We start from the raw sequence: 15,221 nt of genomic DNA on the forward strand, positions 1-15,221 counted from the left end.
AGCAGCTATTGAACATATATGCGCTGCACCCGGCTGCCGATCCGGCTCACGATTTCGTTGGTGACCGTACGGCAGCGCGCGGCGATCTCGCCGGCGGTGATCTGCTCATCGCCATCTTGACCGATCAGCGTGACGGTGTCCCCTAGCATTACGCCGTCGATACCGGTGACGTCGACGGTCAGCTGATCCATGCAGATGCTGCCGATGATGGTGGCCCGCTGCCCGCGGATCAGGACTTGTCCACCCCCGTCCGACAGTATCCTTGGAACGCCGTCGGCATAGCCGATGGATACCGTGGCGATCCGGATATCGTGTTCCTGCACGAAGCGGCGTCCGTAGCCGACCGGCTGCCCGGCCTGCACCTCCTTCACCTGCGTCACGGTCGCCTTGAGCGCCAGCACAGGCCGCAATTCGGCCTGGCACCGCACGGCGTCGCCCTCCTGGCTGAGCAGGCCGTACAGCGCGATCCCCGGCCGGGCCCGGTCATAGCGCAGCTCCGGGTAATTCAGCATGCCGTAGCTGCTCTGAAGATGCACAAGGCCTGGATCGATGCCCGTTTTCTTGATTTGCGCGACCACACCATCAAAGTGAGCGATCTGCCGGCGCGTAAATTCGGTCTCCTCCGGTCCAAGTCCGTCCGACATGGACAAATGACTGAATATGCCCGTCACTCGAAGATTGACAAAATCATAGCACCGCAGAATCGACTCCGTATCTTGGTGGGGTACGCCGAGCCGGTTCATGCCGGTATCGATTTTGACATGAACTTCCAGGTCGATACCGCGCGCTTCCAAGGCCTGCCCGTATTCCCAACTTACCATCGTTTGCGTCAGATGGTACCTGGATAAATCAGCGGCTCTCTCTGGATCGGTGTAGCCAAGGATTAGAATCTCCCCCTGGATGCCCTGTTCCCGCAAAAGAATCCCTTCCCCGATTTCAGCCACGGCGAAGCAGTGAATCCCCGAACGGTTCAGATGCCGCGCGATCCCTACAACGCCGTGTCCGTACGCATTGGCTTTGACCACCGCCATCAGGCGGCACCCCGATGGGAGAAGCCGCTGGAGTTCTTCGGCGTTATGCCGCAAGTGATCCAGGCTGATTTCCGCCCACGCCCGGTGGGATAGGGAAGGACGGATCTCTCTCTTTTCGCCCGGAGAAGTAAGCGAGTATCCCCATCTCACAGGAAACGTCTCTGCCCGAAGACGATGCGCCCTCAACCCACCAGCCCCTTCCGCAAATCATGGAAGACGGTGATGATGCAGCCGTCCACATTGTTCCCCGAGCATTCCACTCTTGTTTCAGGGCGGGCCTTAATCGTCAGCACCTGCTCTTCTTCATGTACGGGGACAAAATATATCTCCACGAGATGTTCCTTCACCTTCTTGAATAGATGCGGCCCCTTCAGGGTGAACTGCTTCAAGTAGTCTGTGTATTCCTCCAGGCACATCCCATACTGCTCCATGATGATGGCATGCGGCACGCCCACATAGCGAAAATGCCAAGGCTCGCAGGCAATGTGCGTCAGATGCTCTTTGCCCTGTTTGTAACGCTGGATGAAGCCATGCTCTGCTGCCAGCTTCCGGAAAGAGGCATAAACGCCGCCCTCCGGAAACGAAGGGCATAAATAGTCGACCCCCGTATGCTTATCGCCCACATCGGCCGCCAGTCCGGTCTGGTGTTCACTTTCTCCGGGACGAGCCACGTAACTCGCGGTAAAAATCTCCCCGTTCTCCACCAGCGACCGGTCGTAGATGCGCTGCTGCTCCATCGCGGTGCGGTAGCCGCTGACCACTCCGATGCCTCCCCGGCCCCCGCAGGCGTCCAGCAGCGCCTCCAGCTGCTGCAGGCAGCTGCGTTCCAGACGCATCACCCGCTCATGAGTGCTGGTATGAGCGAGTGATTCCACAGGTGCGAGGCTCTTGGAATAAGGCGCCTGGCGGAGCGGGTGCTCGCTGTTAATGAGGACCAGGTGACCCCGGTGCACCATGCTCGGCTGGATATGAATCACTCGGCCTTCCGTGCCTACAACCCCGATCATCGGACCACCTCCATCGCTTCGGCCAGCTGGATCAGCCGGTCCATCAGGTCCGGGTACGGCAGGTGGCTGGCCCGCATCATATTCGGATAGCGGCTGGCGGCCGTGAAGCCGGGCATCGTGTTCACCTCATTGAATACGATCCGCTCCCCTTCGGTAATAAACATGTCCACCCGGGCCAGGCCGCGGCAGCCGAGCGTCCGATAGACGCGGCGCGCGGTCTCTTTGACCCGGTTCGCCGTTTCTTCCGAAATCCGGGCAGGCAGATGGATCTTAGACGAAATCAGCTGGTATTTTTCCGTATAGTCAAAAAACTCGCCCTGCAGCTCGATCTCGTCGATTTCTCCGATGAACGGTTCCCGATGACCCAGAACCGCGCAGCCCACTTCAAATCCGGCAATGTTCTGCTCGACCACCACCTTGTCGTCATGCTGCAGTGCCTCACGGATGCCGTCCATGAGCGCCAGCCTGTCGTACGCCTTCGTAATACCGAAAGAGGAACCGGACTTGGCCGGTTTAACGTAGACGGGGTAGCCCAGCGTCTCAGCCGATTTGGCGGCCGCATACAAGTCGTCTCCTGCGAGGACCGTGACCGAACCCGCCACTTCCACTCCAGCCGCCTTGACCAGCTTGCTGGCAACCTCCTTGTCCATACAAAGGGCAGAAGCCAGTGTGCCGCAGCCGACAAAAGGAATGCCCGACAGCTCCAGCAGCCCCTGCAGCGTGCCGTCTTCCCCATTTTTGCCGTGAAGAACCGGGAATACGACGTCCACCGGCGTCAAACGGTATTCCGTCCCGACCAACTCCACGATTCCGCCCATCTCCCTGCTTGGCGGCAGAAACGCAGGGATGCACCCCGGATGCTGATGCCAGCGGTCCCTGCGGATCTCCTCCGGATCTCCGTGGTACCTCAGCCAGGCTCCTTCCCGGGTAATGCCGATGAGCACCAGCTCATATTTGGCCTTGTCCAAATGATCTATAACGGAAGCCGCCGATTGCAGCGAGACTTCATATTCCGTTGAGCAGCCGCCAAACAGTACGGCGATCGTTTTTTTCTGCATCTCTTTCTCCCCATTTCCGGTCCGGTGCCCACTCCGCGTGAGCGCCTGAGCGTGAACCTAAGATGCTTTTGATTATAGGGAGAGGATGTTAAGTAAACAGAAATTAATATTAAAGGAAATCTAAAGAAAGATTAAAGAGCCGGTCCCGCTGGCATGAACGGGCATCCATGCTCAACCGATGCAGAGCCCGATGTTGCCAAACTGCTCGCCGGCTGCCATCCACATGAAAAAAGGAAGATGCCAGCAAGAGCAGCATCCTCCATTGGCTCCCATCGACATTACTGCTGCTGGGACTTGTCGTATTCCTTTTTGGCTTTGTAGGCGAAAACCGAGTAGACGATAATCATAACCGGAATGACCATCCAGACGATCCCGCGGAACAGCGCAAACGGCGTCTCGAACAGGAACGCCTGCCAAAATCTTGGACCGTTCATTTCCCACAATCCCGGCGTGTAATACAGCGATTGGGGCTTCAGAATGACGGACGCGTCAATGGCGTCGGTCGAAATCAGCACTGCGAAAATCGGGATAAAGCAGCAGCACAGCGTCATCCACATGTCGGAAATCCGCTTATACCGGGCCGCCTTGGAGTCGGCATCAGAGAAAATATCTTCGTTCCCCTGGTCACCGTTCTGCTTGAAATATTGAGCCCCCGACCCCTTCGTGCCGGCGACATGCGTCCAGCCACTGTCCTCGAACAGGGCAACATAATCCTCAAAGTCGCGCTGATTCTTAAACGTGCGGAAGTCGATCCGGTAGTTGGCTTCCTCCGGTACGCTTCGCTCGAATTGATAGCCGATAGACTTCCGGACAAGCGTATAACCCTGCCGGCCCATGTCGTTCAGCCACTGTTCTTCCTGGTCCAAATTCGTAAAAAATTTATATTTTTTCATGCAGCAACTCCTCCTTGCCCCACTGCATATTGGTTACTTCGATCATGTGGCGCATCCGCTCGTAATCCTGTCTCAGCATTTCCCGTCCCAGATCCGTGATGACGTACACCTTGCGGCGGCTGTCCTCGCTCGCAGTCGGCTGGATAAATTTCTGCTTCAGCAGATTGTCCACCGCCCCGTACAGCGTGCCGGCCGCCATCCGGACCTGCCCCGCGCTGAGCTCCTCCACCTTCTGCATAATCAGATAACCATGCGCCGGCTCCAGCAGCGCCAACAAAATATAATATACCGTTTCGGTCAGCGGTAAATGTTTATCTCTGCTCAATGAAGTGCCTCCCTTTTGCTCAGTCACACTTTATATCGTTCAACTGTATACTTACACTATATACAGTTACACTGTATATTGCAATAGCAAAAAGACCAAAACCCGAAAGTATCGGGCTTGGCCTTAATTTCAAACGGTCTCCATCCTTGCGGGAAGCATCTGCTTGCGCCGATAGATCGATAACAGCAGCCCCATGGCGCAAAAATCAATCACCTGCGTGAACCCGCCATAGCCGACAAAGGGCAGGCTCTGCCCCACGATGGGCACCACGCCGTACGCCATAAGCAGCGGCCACAACAGCCGAATGCCAAATACGACGATGAACGCGGAAAATATACAGGTGGCATATTCATCCCTAATGGACACGCTCATCTTCCAAATTCGTATCATGAATCCAATGACCAGCAGCCCGATGACGCTCCCGGCACCCCATCCAAAACAATAAATGAGATACGGGTACATCGATTCGTCATAGATATACGGAAGGGTTTCGTTCGCCGCCGCAAATCCGTGGCCCGTCCACCCCGCCGAACGGATCGCTACGATCGTCTGCAAGGTCTGGTAATCCTTATCCTTTTCGCTCAAAAAGGAGTGCAGCCGCTCCACAAGGTAAGGGGTTTGCGTTAGTTTGAGTATGTACAAAGAAAGGATCGGCAGTCCGATAGCCAGCAGTGGAAACCGATTGTGCCGCAGTGCAATGATTCCGAACCCCGCTAAATAAATGCAGCCGTACAGCAAGGAGCCGCTCTGCCAGTACAGCACGACCGGAACGGCCATTTGGCCCCCGAACTTGATCCAGCCGACTATATCGCTACTCCGGAACTTATAGTTCATTCCTGACGTCGCAATGAGCAAAGGCAGTATGGATGCGGCCATCACATTAAGGCTGAAGGAACCGATCGCCAGACTGGTCGTCTGCCCATTCGTCGTGATGCCTACCTTCAACGTTAAAGCCATTAAAGCGATGGTCCCGCAGAATATTACTCCGGAATACTTCCTCAGCTTTCGGTAGTCCAGGAAATAACAGATAAACAGACCGACAAATCCTAGCGCAACATAAAACAGCTTCTTCTCAAAAAACTGAGCGAGCATCCAAATCCTTCGGCCAGACATCTGCACATTCAGTAATCCAAACAACCCCACAATCGTCAGCAGCCCTAATAGAACAACAAGCTTCCAGTCGAACACAGGTTTATGCGCCCGGTGAAGGCTTCGTCCGATGTCGTCGGGATCGCCCATCAGCCTAATTGCTTCCTGCGCGCAATGCTCTTCAGCAACTCCTTCGGATGCCAGCATGTCCATCCGTTCCGCAATATGACTTCCCAGCTCCTCACGGATTTCGGCATGCATGGATTTAACGCGGATATGCCGGCACACCCGGTCGAGAAACTCCTGAACCGCCGCATCCTTTTCCACAGCCCGCATTAGATTCCCTCCCCGATCACCGTATCGACCGCCGTGCGGAACCGGACCCACTCCTGCTGCTTTTCTTTCAGCTGACTCCGGCCCTGGTCGGTTATCCGGTAGTACTTCCGTTTGCGGCCGTCATGCGTGCTCCAGTACGCTTCCAGCCAGCCTTCCGACTCCAGTGTGTGCAGGATGGGATATAACGTTCCCTCTTTCATGGAAAAAACGCCCTCGGAGCTCTTCTCGATTTCCTTGATTAATTCGTAACCGTACATTTCCTTCTTGTTCAGCACCGTCAGCAGCAAAATGACCGTGCTGCCCTTGAGCAGCTCTTTATTAATCGCCATGCTCATTCTCCTAATACCTAGATTTACAATACATCGTAATACTATGTATATGAGTATATCGAACAGCATTTGGATTGGCAATAGATGGGGACCAAATGAAAAAAGCCCGGCCAAGCAGCTAACGCTGCCCATCCGGGCTTTCATCCAAACCGCTGTGAGCACCGAATAACGGTTCATCACGTACGCGGCTTCACTCATGCTTATAACGTGCTTACAGCACCTTCTCCAGGAAGCTGATCGTACGCTCGTTTTTCGGCCGGCCGAACACTTCCTCCGGCGGACCTTCCTCAACGATGTAGCCGCCGTCCATAAAGATGACCCGGTCCGCCACCTCGCGGGCGAAGCCCATCTCGTGCGTGACGATCATCATCGTCATGCCTTCTGCGGCCAAATCCTTCATGACGCCCAGCACTTCGCCGACCATCTCGGGGTCGAGCGCGGACGTCGGCTCGTCGAACAGCATGACGTCGGGATTCATCGCGAGCGCGCGGGCGATCGCCACCCGCTGCTTCTGCCCGCCCGATAGCTGGCTCGGGAACGCATCCGCCTTGTCGGCGAGTCCGACCCGGTCCAGCAGGCGCAGCGCCGTTTCGCGCGCCTGCTTCGCGTTCATTTTGCCCAGCTCCATCGGAGCAAACATGATGTTCTTGAGCACGCTGAAATGCGGAAACAGGTTAAAATGCTGGAACACCATCCCAATATTTTCACGCGCTTTGTTGATGTCCGTCTTTGAATCGTTCAGATCCTGGTCATCAACGATGACACGGCCAGCAGTGATGTCCTCAAGCCGGTTAATGCAGCGGAGAAACGTACTTTTCCCCGACCCGGAAGGGCCGATCACGCATACGACTTCGCCTTCCTTCACCTGCATATCGATTCCTTTCAGCACCTGATTGGCGCCGAAGCTCTTCTTTAATCCTTCAACCCTGATTTTATCCACGGCGCAATCTCCCTTCCAAGAAGCCTGAAAGTTTCGTTAAGATTGTGATCACAATCAAATACATGATGGCTACAACCAGCCAAATATCAAATGAGGAGAACGTTCTGGCGATAATAATTTTGCCGGACTGCGTCAGCTCGACCAGACCGATCGCCGACAGAATCGACGTATCCTTCAGCGTAATGACCAGCTGGTTGATAAACGCCGGAATCATGACGCGGATCGCCTGCGGGATGATGATCTTCATCATCGCCTTGCGGTACGGCAGACCGAGCGAACGGGCCGCTTCCATTTGTCCGCGGTCGATCGACTGAATACCTCCCCGAATGATTTCCGTTACATAAGCGCCGGCATTCAGGGTCAGCGTCAGAATGGCCGCCAGGAACAGCGGCATCGTGAAGCCGAACGCCTGCGGAATACCGAAGTAAATAAAGAAAGCCAGGACGATCAGCGGAATGCCGCGGAAGACGTCGACGAATACCGTTGCCAAACCGCGAAGGAACTTATTGCGACTCACCTTCATAAAGCCGAAGATCAACCCCAGGATAAAGGCGAAGAACAGCGATACGATCGTGTACAGCAGCGTCTTTCCCAGACCGGTCAGCAGCGGCGGCAGTGAATCCTGAATCAGTCCCCAGCGGCTTTGGTTCGCCGGTCCGGACGCATTGTCACCCAGATATTTCTCGAGAATCTGGTCATACTCCCCGCTGGCTTTGAGATTGGTCAGGCCGGTATTGAACTTTTGCATCAGCTCCTGGTTTTTGCCTTTGCTGACCGCAAAGCCGTAGGAGCCGCCTGCTTCCTTCTCGGTTACGATTTTGAGTCCATTGTTCTGGTTCACGCCATAAGCCAGCACGGGATAATCGTCAAAGCAGGCCACGGAGTTTCCAGTTTTGACATCGTCGTACATTTGCGAAGAATCGTCGAACGGGACGATGGTAAATCCGTATTTCGAGGCGATGGATTCGGCGAAGCTGTAGCCTTCTGTACCTGTCTTTACGGCTACCTTCTTCCCTTTCAAATCCTCATAGCTCTTGATGGTGTCATTGTTCTTGCTGATGGCCATCACCACGCCGGATTCGAAATAGGACTCGGAAAAGTCGAATTTCTGCTTCCGTTCGTCGGTAATGCTCATTCCTGCGATGACGCCGTCCACCTGGTTCGACTCCAGCGCTTGGACGGCTGCGTTAAAGCCCAGCGGCTTGATCTCATACTTAAAATTCTGATCCTTAGCGATGGCCTCCATCAGATCCATGTCGATCCCGACAAACTTGCCGCTGACGTCCTGAAACTCAAACGGAGCAAACGTAATGTCGGTACCGATGACATAGGTTTTGCCGGAATCCGGCGCAGCTGCGGCGCTTCCCGTCCAACCAGACCATCCGGTCACCACGAGGAGCAGCAGCGCTAATGAAAATAATAATACCTTTTTGGATGATTTCATGTGTCCTCCCCTTCTCGGTCAACGCCGAATGTTGTCCCCTTCATACTTTTTCTTTTTTGGTGGCAGGTATTCTCCCACCTAGTATCCTATTTTACCAAAAAACCAATCATTCCTAAAAATACATTTTCAACCATTTACTTTAGTTCAATCTAACCATTAACCAAGAAATTTACTACTAAGACTAACACAGTCTGCAGATAAAGGAAGCAAGTTAGCTATCATTCATTACCCATTCAAGACAAGTTTGCCTAACCATCATTAGAACTTTCGTAAAATATAGTCAAGCTATGAGCTCATTATGATCTTGACGGTCAAAGAGAACCGCGACTATAATTCAATCAATTCATTGAATATTATAGCAAGGTGGGAATAGATATGGACCACGATTTTCCCGTTCGTGCTTTTAAAGACGACTTGTACCGGCAGTTTGCCCGAATCGGGAAATGCTTGTCCAGCGATAAACGGCTCGAGCTCATGCATTTGTTATCCCAAGGACCCAAGTCTGTTGAAAAATTGGCCGAGGCCACAGAAATGAGCGTAGCCAATGTATCGCGGCATCTCCAAATTTTACTGGATGCCAACCTGGTGAAGTATAGCAAGCGGGGGACGTATGTCATCTACTGCTTGGCTGGTCCCCATATTGAGGGCTTTTTGAATGCTCTATGGCGAATGAGCGAAACGCAGCTGGCCGACATCACCCGGGTGAAAAACGACTTTCTGAGTCAGTGCGAGGATGTACAAACCCTGTCTTTAAATGAAGTATTGCGCAAAATGGACGAAGGCAGCATGATCTTACTGGATGTACGCCCGGCCGATGAATTTGAGGCAGGACACATTCCCGGGGCGATCTCCGTTCCGATGGAGGAGCTTCATCTATATCTGCAAAGTCTGCCCAAGGAAACTCCAATTGCTGCGTATTGCCGCGGACCTTACTGCGTTGCAGCGGCCGAGGCGGTTGAGAAATTGCAGCGTGAGGGCTTTACAGCATTCCGGGTGGAGGAAGGAGTTTACGAATGGCGGGAATTTCAAGCACAGAGGTAACGAAACGCATTTATCTGGACTATAACGCCAGTACCCCGTTAGATCCGGAGGTGCTCCAGGAAATGCTGCCGTTTTTCGAGCAGCACTATGGCAATCCTTCTTCGTCGCATTGGGCGGCGGCTTCACTCAAAGAAACGATCGAGCACGCTAGAAGCCGGATCGCCGCAGCGATCGGGGCGAAATCCAGTGAGGTGATTTTTACCAGCGGAGGAACCGAGGCCAACAATCACGCTTTAAAAGGGGTTTACTTTGCATCCAACCAGCCCCGCAGACATATCATCACGACAACCATTGAGCATCCGGCGATTCTCAATCCCTGTGCCTTCCTCGAAACGCTGGGCGCTGAAGTGACCTACGTTCCCGTTGATCACTGGGGCCGGGTGTCACCCGCAGATATCGAGCGTGCTATCCGCGAGGATACCATACTCATTTCGGTCATGCACGCCAACAGCGAGGTCGGAACGATTCAGCCCATTGAAGAGGTGGCCAGTATCGCCAAACGCTACGGTATCCTGATGCATACGGATGCTGCACAGTCTTTTGGCAAGATCCCGGTGAACGTCGATGCCTTGGGCGTCGATTTGTTATCCATCGCCGGCCATAAGCTGTACGCCCCCAAGGGTATCGGCGCACTATATGTGCGTGAAGGCACGGCACTCGCCCCGTTTGTGCATGGGGCAGGCCATGAATCCGGCCGGAGGGCAGGAACGGAAAATATGCCTTATATCGTCGGATTGGGCAAAGCCGCAGCACTGGCAGCGCAGAAGGTCGGTTCCCGTGAAATTCAAAACCTCCGGGAGGCATTGAAAGAAGGGCTCAAGGAAGCCTTTGGAGACCGGATCCGGTTTAATGGCGATCCCGGCAACCATCTGCCCAACACGCTCAACGTAAGCTTCCTCGGGCTGAGCGGGCAGGAGATTTTGGGTCGTTTTCCGGAAATCGCCGCTTCCACCGGATCCGCCTGCCACTCCGGAAGCACAACCCTTTCACCGGTGCTGCGGGCCATGGGCCTTAGCGATTACGAAGGGCTGGGAGCGATCCGGTTCAGCTTGGGCCGGTACACCACCACAGAAGAAGTGGAGACCGTCATTTCTTTATTCCAGGATCGTCTGCAGTGAGGGGAACAGCAAATCATTTATGAATTGGTTCGTCTAATATAGGGAGGAACAATAGATGTCAGAGACCACGGTTGTAGAAAGGGTAAATCCCCTCCCTGCACCTCTACGGCAATATGTTGAATCGCCTGAGAGGCAGCGGCAGCTCCATAAAAGGACGATGTTGATCGTCATCATTTCGCAAATTTTCGGCGGGGCCGGTTTTGCTGCAGGGGTTACGGTAGGAGCGCTGCTTGCCCAAGACATGCTTGGATCCGACAGCTATGCCGGGGTTCCTTCTGCCTTAATTACGTTAGGATCAGCAGCGTCAGCCCTGATCGTCGGCCGTCTGTCCCAGCGGTTAGGGCGCCGGACGGGGCTGGCAGCGGGCTTCCTGGCGGGTGGGCTTGGTGCGCTAGGCGTCGTTTTGGCAGCCCTCATAAGCAATCTGGCACTTCTCTTTATTTCTTTGCTGGTGTACGGCGCCGGAACGGCAACAAACTTACAGGCTCGGTATGCCGGGACGGATTTAGCCTTGCCAACGCAGCGGGCTAAAGCGATCAGTGCCGCTATGGTCTTCACCACATTCGGTGCAGTGGCCGGACCGAATCTGGTCAATATCACGGGACGGTTTGCCACTTCCATAGGTTTCCCAGCGCTTTCGGGTCCATTCATGCTGGCTGCTGCAGCATTTATTATAGCCGGCGTCGTCCTCCTCATCTTCCTTCGTCCAGACCCGCTGATCGTGGCCAAGGCCATGGTGGAGGCACAGCGAGCAGATGAAAGCCTGAATGGCACGCAGAACACCGGCGTAAAGGACGCAGCCATGAATAAAATGGGAATCATGATCGGTGCGACGGTGATGGTGCTGACCCAAATCGTGATGGTGGCCATTATGACCATGACACCGGTCCACATGAAGCATCACGGACACGGGCTGGGCGAGGTCGGCCTCGTCATCGGCATCCATGTGGCTGCGATGTTTCTGCCTTCGCTGATTACCGGCGTTCTGGTCGATAAGTACGGACACACTCTGATGTCCTATGCTTCCGGAATCACCTTGCTTGCGGCAGGCTTGCTGGCTGGGCTCGCGCCCGGAGAATCGATGGTATTTCTCATTCTTGCGCTTGCGCTTCTAGGGCTGGGCTGGAACTTTGGCCTGATTAGCGGGACGGCAGCCATTGTCGACGCGACGCCTCCGCATACTCGGGCGAAGACCCAAGGCACGGTGGATGTGCTCATTGCCTTAGCCGGGGCTTCGGGAGGAGCTTTATCCGGCATGGTTGTGGCCCAATCCAGCTACTCCGCACTTTCTTTGGCCGGAGGATTCCTGTCCTTGCTTCTAATTCCGGTTATTGTCTGGTCGCGGAAAAAGAAAGCCTGATGCGATCTTCAACCGATACTCCCTCGTGACTTTATTTAGGAACCGCCGGGTTTGGGTATTAAGGTGATCATCACAATAGATCCCCCCTTTCGTTTGTTTCGGTTTGCTGCAACGGCAGCCGAGTAGGACGAAAGGGGTTCTTTCTATGCTTCAATCGTTCCCAGGCTGATGCGCCGATCAGGCCATCCTCCTGTACCTGTCTCAACGAAGCTGCTGCTGAACAGCCCGCCGCGAGCTCATCTTCGTGAATATTTTTTGCATCAATCCCGGTCCGGAAATCCGGCTGTTCTGAAACGCGGCGATGCGCCATTCGCCGTTTTGCTTTACAACCACATTGGTGTTAATGGAGTCACGTTTCTTTGGCGCCTGCTTCTGCCATCTCATTTTGACGGCGCCCAGTCCGTGAAAGATCGCCAGCTCCGGCGTAATAAAATCGATTTTCGCAATCTCCCCGTCCAGCGTAGACCCTCTCAATACGCCGTTCCACAGCTCCTGATGCACATCGGCGATCGCCTTTCTTCCTTGCAAATGCTCGCCTTGAAAAGTAACGTAGTCGGCCTTGTCGGTAAAGCATGCCCCGTAAGCCTCGCCATCCCCTTTTCCCCAAGCCCATTTCAGCTTTTCAAACAGCTGCTCAATTTCCTTCCGGTCTTTCGCCTGATTTGTATTCATGTTCATCTTCCTTCATCTCCTTTGATTGAATGGCCGCCTGATTAGGCGGATTTCTTTGCTATTCAAGAAACGATTTGCTGACATTAACTGGACCAATTAATTATCTTGATTTATATAATATCTTGATTAATTAAGATAATATGCGGCCGGAGGTGATTTGTCAATAGATACCTTAAGTTTTTTTAAAAAAATAATGAAGCACATCCCGCTCCATCAGCGAAAAAGCAAAAAAAATCCCGGCCCCTTCGGGCCGGAATCAAGCATGGTTATGGTATTGGCAAAAAGCAGGCTGGCAATCCCGCTTCCCGCCGGAATGGAACTCCTCGTGGTTGGAATGATTAAATGACTCGTGATTACATTACACGGCTAATTTCGACCGCAGCTTCCGGAGCAGTCTGCTCCTTCTTCATTTCCTCCATGGCAGCCAGTCCGGCCGTATTCAGCACATTCCATGGCTTGTTGTAATGCGGCTGGAAGAAGAAGTCTACAAAAGCCAGCTCCTGCACCGTCATCCGGTTCTGGATGCACACCGACAGCGTATTGGCCGCTTGGGTCATGTCCGCCTTCGACATCACCTGGGCTCCGACGATTCGGCCGCCGGCCGCTTCGAAGACCAGCTTCAGCATGACATCATCGTAGGTCGGCATGAACTCCGGACGGTTGTTTTCATGGATTGTTACAGTTTTCACATTCAAGCCTGCAGCAAGCGCGGCGGCCTCGGTCATGCCTGTCGACGCGATGTTCCAGTCAAACAGCCGGATGGCCGACGTTCCCTGGGTACCTTGGTAGCGCACAGTCGGCTGAACCAGGTTCATGCCGGCCAGCGTACCCATCCGAACGGCATTGGTGGCCAGCGGAATGTACATCGCCGTTCCCGTCGGATTGTAGCGTACGGTGCAGCTGTCGCCAGCGGCCAGCACATCAGGGTTGCTTGTGCGCATATAGTCGTCAACGATAATCGCGCCGTTCGCCAGCATGTCAACCTGACCCTTCAGCAGATCCGTGCCGGGGCGGAAGCCGATGCACAGCACAACCATATCGGCTTCAAACGTACCGTCTGTGGTGACGACCTCGCGCACTTTGCCTTCGCTGCCGTGGAAGCCTTCCACCGTCCGGCCCAGCGCCAGCTGCACACCGCGGTCCTTCAGCATCTGCTCGGCTAGGTCCGTCAGATCGCGGTCAAGGTACTTGGCCATGACACGGTCCATGTTATCGATCAGAGTGACCTGCTTGCCAAGCTCGCGGAACGCTTCGACGAGCTCGATGCCGATATACCCGGCGCCGATGACGGTGATGCGCTCTGCATCCGCAGCGCGGGCAATGATTTCCTGCGCGTGAGCATAGTTTTTGCACAGCTGGACATTGTCCAGATCGATTCCTTCCATCTTCGGAATAACCGGCCACGAGCCTGTGGTGACCACCAGCTTATCATAGCTGTCCGTAAATTCCTCGCCGGTTACCAGGTTACGGACATTCAGTGTCTTGGCGTTGGTGTCGACGGCCAGCACTTCGTGCCGCATCCGGGTCACGGCGCCGAGACCGGCCAGCTCTTCCGGATTGCTGTAGAACAATCCGCCTGCGTCCTTGACGACGCCTCCGACGTGAAGGGCGATGCCGCACGACAGGAACGAAATGTTATCGTTGCGTTCGTACACCGTAATTTGGGCTTCCGGGTGCTGCACGGCAATGCTTTTCACAGCGGCGGTTCCGGCATGGGTACATCCAATGACTGCGACTTTCATGGTAATTCCTCCTTATAGGGAATGAAATGGATGAATGTGAAACGGTATGAATAACTTAATGGATAAGCAGCGGAATGGAGGTCACTGCTCATTTGTGAAATAATGCACAATATACTTTAAAAAAATATTTCCGATGATTTATCTGCCTTGATCTATTTGTGATTTATATCACAACCTCTTTATGGCTTAATCATACACCTTACCTTTCACCTTTGCAAGGGGTTTGTGAAAAAAATCTCAAAATTATAATCTTCACAAAAAAGCACCCCGTCCGGGATGCTTCATATCAATTTACTATATGATTAGATGTCTTCGCGAATTTGAATGCGTTTGGTGCGTTGGTTAGGTTGTTTTGGTATTTCCATGTTCAGTACGCCGTCTTTCAGGGACGCGTTAATTCCGTCTGCATGAATATCGGGAACGTAGAAGCTGCGCGTGTATTCCCCATAGCGGCGTTCTCTGCGGACGACTTGTTCGTCTTGGTTGTCCACGCTATGGTCTTCCTTGCGAACGGCTTTGATCGTCAGGTAAGGCTCAGCGTAGCTGATCTCGATATCTTCTTTTTGAAAACCGGGCAGCTCCGCCTCCACCAGATACGATTGCTCCGTTTCCCGGATATCGGTCTTGAAGGACGTCAACGATCCTTTGAAAGATGTAAACCAATCGTCGCTGAACACGTCGTTAAAGGATTTCACCAATTGTCCAAAAGCATCTTCTCTGCGTTTTCCAAAAGGAATCAAGTCAAACATGCTTCATTTCCCCTTTCAATTTGACCTTGTTTGACCTTACGACTTTATTATATGCCCGTGGGTGTGAAATGACAAAAACGATTACAG

At 53.7% G+C, this 15,221-nt stretch carries 15 protein-coding genes; 3 read left to right on the forward strand and 12 right to left on the reverse strand.

Annotation, left to right across the window (positions count from 1 at the left end):
- Positions 1 to 5: 5 nt before the first annotated feature.
- From vanT to IAE55_RS25410, 9 genes are all read right to left on the reverse strand, one after another.
- The gene (gene vanT / locus IAE55_RS25370; RefSeq protein WP_234489857.1) at positions 6 to 1,217 is read right to left on the reverse strand and encodes a serine racemase VanT catalytic subunit; all 1,212 of its coding nucleotides are present in this window, start codon (positions 1,215 to 1,217) and stop codon (positions 6 to 8) included.
- Positions 1,214 to 2,038 carry a D-alanyl-D-alanine carboxypeptidase family protein gene (locus IAE55_RS25375; RefSeq protein ID WP_234489858.1) on the reverse strand — a complete coding sequence of 275 codons (825 nt, stop codon included), beginning with the start codon at positions 2,036 to 2,038 and terminating at the stop codon, positions 1,214 to 1,216. Before IAE55_RS25375 ends, vanT begins: the two co-directional genes overlap by 4 nt.
- A complete protein-coding gene (gene vanG / locus IAE55_RS25380) occupies positions 2,035 to 3,096 on the reverse strand; it encodes a D-alanine--D-serine ligase VanG (RefSeq protein ID WP_200634233.1) in 1,062 nt (353 codons plus the stop codon). The genes IAE55_RS25375 and vanG overlap by 4 nt, the downstream gene beginning before the upstream one ends.
- A gap of 278 nt (positions 3,097 to 3,374) precedes the next feature.
- Positions 3,375 to 3,989: a DUF2812 domain-containing protein gene (locus IAE55_RS25385; RefSeq protein ID WP_200634234.1), complete on the reverse strand. Its 615-nt coding sequence runs from the start codon at positions 3,987 to 3,989 to the stop codon at positions 3,375 to 3,377.
- Positions 3,976 to 4,314 carry a PadR family transcriptional regulator gene (locus tag IAE55_RS25390; RefSeq protein WP_116233052.1) on the reverse strand — a complete coding sequence of 113 codons (339 nt, stop codon included), beginning with the start codon at positions 4,312 to 4,314 and terminating at the stop codon, positions 3,976 to 3,978. The genes IAE55_RS25385 and IAE55_RS25390 overlap by 14 nt, the downstream gene beginning before the upstream one ends.
- A 129-nt stretch (positions 4,315 to 4,443) precedes the next feature.
- Positions 4,444 to 5,739, reverse strand: coding sequence for an FtsW/RodA/SpoVE family cell cycle protein (locus IAE55_RS25395; protein WP_200634235.1), 1,296 nt, complete (start codon positions 5,737 to 5,739; stop codon positions 4,444 to 4,446).
- Entirely contained in the window at positions 5,739 to 6,068 is a 330-nt protein-coding gene (locus IAE55_RS25400; protein ID WP_076173111.1) for a PadR family transcriptional regulator, read from the reverse strand. The genes IAE55_RS25395 and IAE55_RS25400 overlap by 1 nt, the downstream gene beginning before the upstream one ends.
- A gap of 211 nt (positions 6,069 to 6,279) precedes the next feature.
- Entirely contained in the window at positions 6,280 to 7,008 is a 729-nt protein-coding gene (locus IAE55_RS25405; RefSeq protein WP_105445159.1) for an amino acid ABC transporter ATP-binding protein, read from the reverse strand.
- A complete protein-coding gene (locus IAE55_RS25410; RefSeq protein WP_145161916.1) occupies positions 7,001 to 8,452 on the reverse strand; it encodes an amino acid ABC transporter substrate-binding protein/permease in 1,452 nt (483 codons plus the stop codon). Before IAE55_RS25410 ends, IAE55_RS25405 begins: the two co-directional genes overlap by 8 nt.
- A 375-nt stretch (positions 8,453 to 8,827) precedes the next feature.
- Between IAE55_RS25410 and IAE55_RS25415 the strand changes: the two genes are divergently transcribed.
- Genes IAE55_RS25415 through IAE55_RS25425 form a run of 3 tightly spaced genes read left to right on the forward strand, consistent with a single transcriptional unit; the run spans position 8,828 to position 11,971 of the window.
- Entirely contained in the window at positions 8,828 to 9,493 is a 666-nt protein-coding gene (locus tag IAE55_RS25415) for an ArsR/SmtB family transcription factor (protein ID WP_145161918.1), read from the forward strand.
- Positions 9,466 to 10,611 carry a cysteine desulfurase family protein gene (locus tag IAE55_RS25420; RefSeq protein ID WP_145161920.1) on the forward strand — a complete coding sequence of 382 codons (1,146 nt, stop codon included), beginning with the start codon at positions 9,466 to 9,468 and terminating at the stop codon, positions 10,609 to 10,611. The genes IAE55_RS25415 and IAE55_RS25420 overlap by 28 nt, the downstream gene beginning before the upstream one ends.
- A gap of 55 nt (positions 10,612 to 10,666) precedes the next feature.
- Positions 10,667 to 11,971, forward strand: coding sequence for an MFS transporter (locus tag IAE55_RS25425; RefSeq protein WP_145161922.1), 1,305 nt, complete (start codon positions 10,667 to 10,669; stop codon positions 11,969 to 11,971).
- A gap of 201 nt (positions 11,972 to 12,172) precedes the next feature.
- Here the strand turns inward: IAE55_RS25425 and IAE55_RS25430 are convergent, their stop codons facing one another.
- The 3 genes from IAE55_RS25430 to IAE55_RS25440 all read right to left on the reverse strand — a co-directional run bounded on the left by IAE55_RS25430 (position 12,173) and on the right by IAE55_RS25440 (position 15,134).
- A complete protein-coding gene (locus IAE55_RS25430; protein ID WP_234489859.1) occupies positions 12,173 to 12,649 on the reverse strand; it encodes an SgcJ/EcaC family oxidoreductase in 477 nt (158 codons plus the stop codon).
- Positions 12,650 to 12,996: 347 nt separating this feature from the next.
- Positions 12,997 to 14,385 carry an FAD-dependent oxidoreductase gene (locus IAE55_RS25435; RefSeq protein ID WP_200634236.1) on the reverse strand — a complete coding sequence of 463 codons (1,389 nt, stop codon included), beginning with the start codon at positions 14,383 to 14,385 and terminating at the stop codon, positions 12,997 to 12,999.
- A gap of 302 nt (positions 14,386 to 14,687) precedes the next feature.
- On the reverse strand, positions 14,688 to 15,134 hold the full coding sequence (locus IAE55_RS25440; protein ID WP_145161928.1) for an Hsp20/alpha crystallin family protein: 447 nt from the start codon (positions 15,132 to 15,134) through the stop codon (positions 14,688 to 14,690).
- Positions 15,135 to 15,221 lie beyond the last annotated feature (87 nt).

This window comes from Paenibacillus sp. S28 (assembly GCF_016624415.1).
GTDB classification, from domain to species: domain Bacteria; phylum Bacillota; class Bacilli; order Paenibacillales; family Paenibacillaceae; genus Paenibacillus_AQ; species Paenibacillus_AQ favisporus.

What these genes read in the sequence shown, in the direction of transcription:
- IAE55_RS25385 (WP_200634234.1), bottom strand. Translation starts at nt 3,989, where the DNA reads ATGAAAAAATATAAATTTTTTACGAATTTGGACCAGGAAGAACAGTGG.
- IAE55_RS25400 (WP_076173111.1), bottom strand. Translation starts at nt 6,068, where the DNA reads ATGGCGATTAATAAAGAGCTGCTCAAGGGCAGCACGGTCATTTTGCTG.
- IAE55_RS25375 (WP_234489858.1), bottom strand. Translation starts at nt 2,038, where the DNA reads ATGATCGGGGTTGTAGGCACGGAAGGCCGAGTGATTCATATCCAGCCG.
- IAE55_RS25430 (WP_234489859.1), bottom strand. Translation starts at nt 12,649, where the DNA reads ATGAACATGAATACAAATCAGGCGAAAGACCGGAAGGAAATTGAGCAG.
- IAE55_RS25435 (WP_200634236.1), bottom strand. Translation starts at nt 14,385, where the DNA reads ATGAAAGTCGCAGTCATTGGATGTACCCATGCCGGAACCGCCGCTGTG.
- vanG (WP_200634233.1), bottom strand. Translation starts at nt 3,096, where the DNA reads ATGCAGAAAAAAACGATCGCCGTACTGTTTGGCGGCTGCTCAACGGAA.
- IAE55_RS25415 (WP_145161918.1), top strand. Translation starts at nt 8,828, where the DNA reads ATGGACCACGATTTTCCCGTTCGTGCTTTTAAAGACGACTTGTACCGG.
- IAE55_RS25410 (WP_145161916.1), bottom strand. Translation starts at nt 8,452, where the DNA reads ATGAAATCATCCAAAAAGGTATTATTATTTTCATTAGCGCTGCTGCTC.
- IAE55_RS25420 (WP_145161920.1), top strand. Translation starts at nt 9,466, where the DNA reads ATGGCGGGAATTTCAAGCACAGAGGTAACGAAACGCATTTATCTGGAC.
- IAE55_RS25425 (WP_145161922.1), top strand. Translation starts at nt 10,667, where the DNA reads ATGTCAGAGACCACGGTTGTAGAAAGGGTAAATCCCCTCCCTGCACCT.
- IAE55_RS25395 (WP_200634235.1), bottom strand. Translation starts at nt 5,739, where the DNA reads ATGCGGGCTGTGGAAAAGGATGCGGCGGTTCAGGAGTTTCTCGACCGG.
- IAE55_RS25440 (WP_145161928.1), bottom strand. Translation starts at nt 15,134, where the DNA reads ATGTTTGACTTGATTCCTTTTGGAAAACGCAGAGAAGATGCTTTTGGA.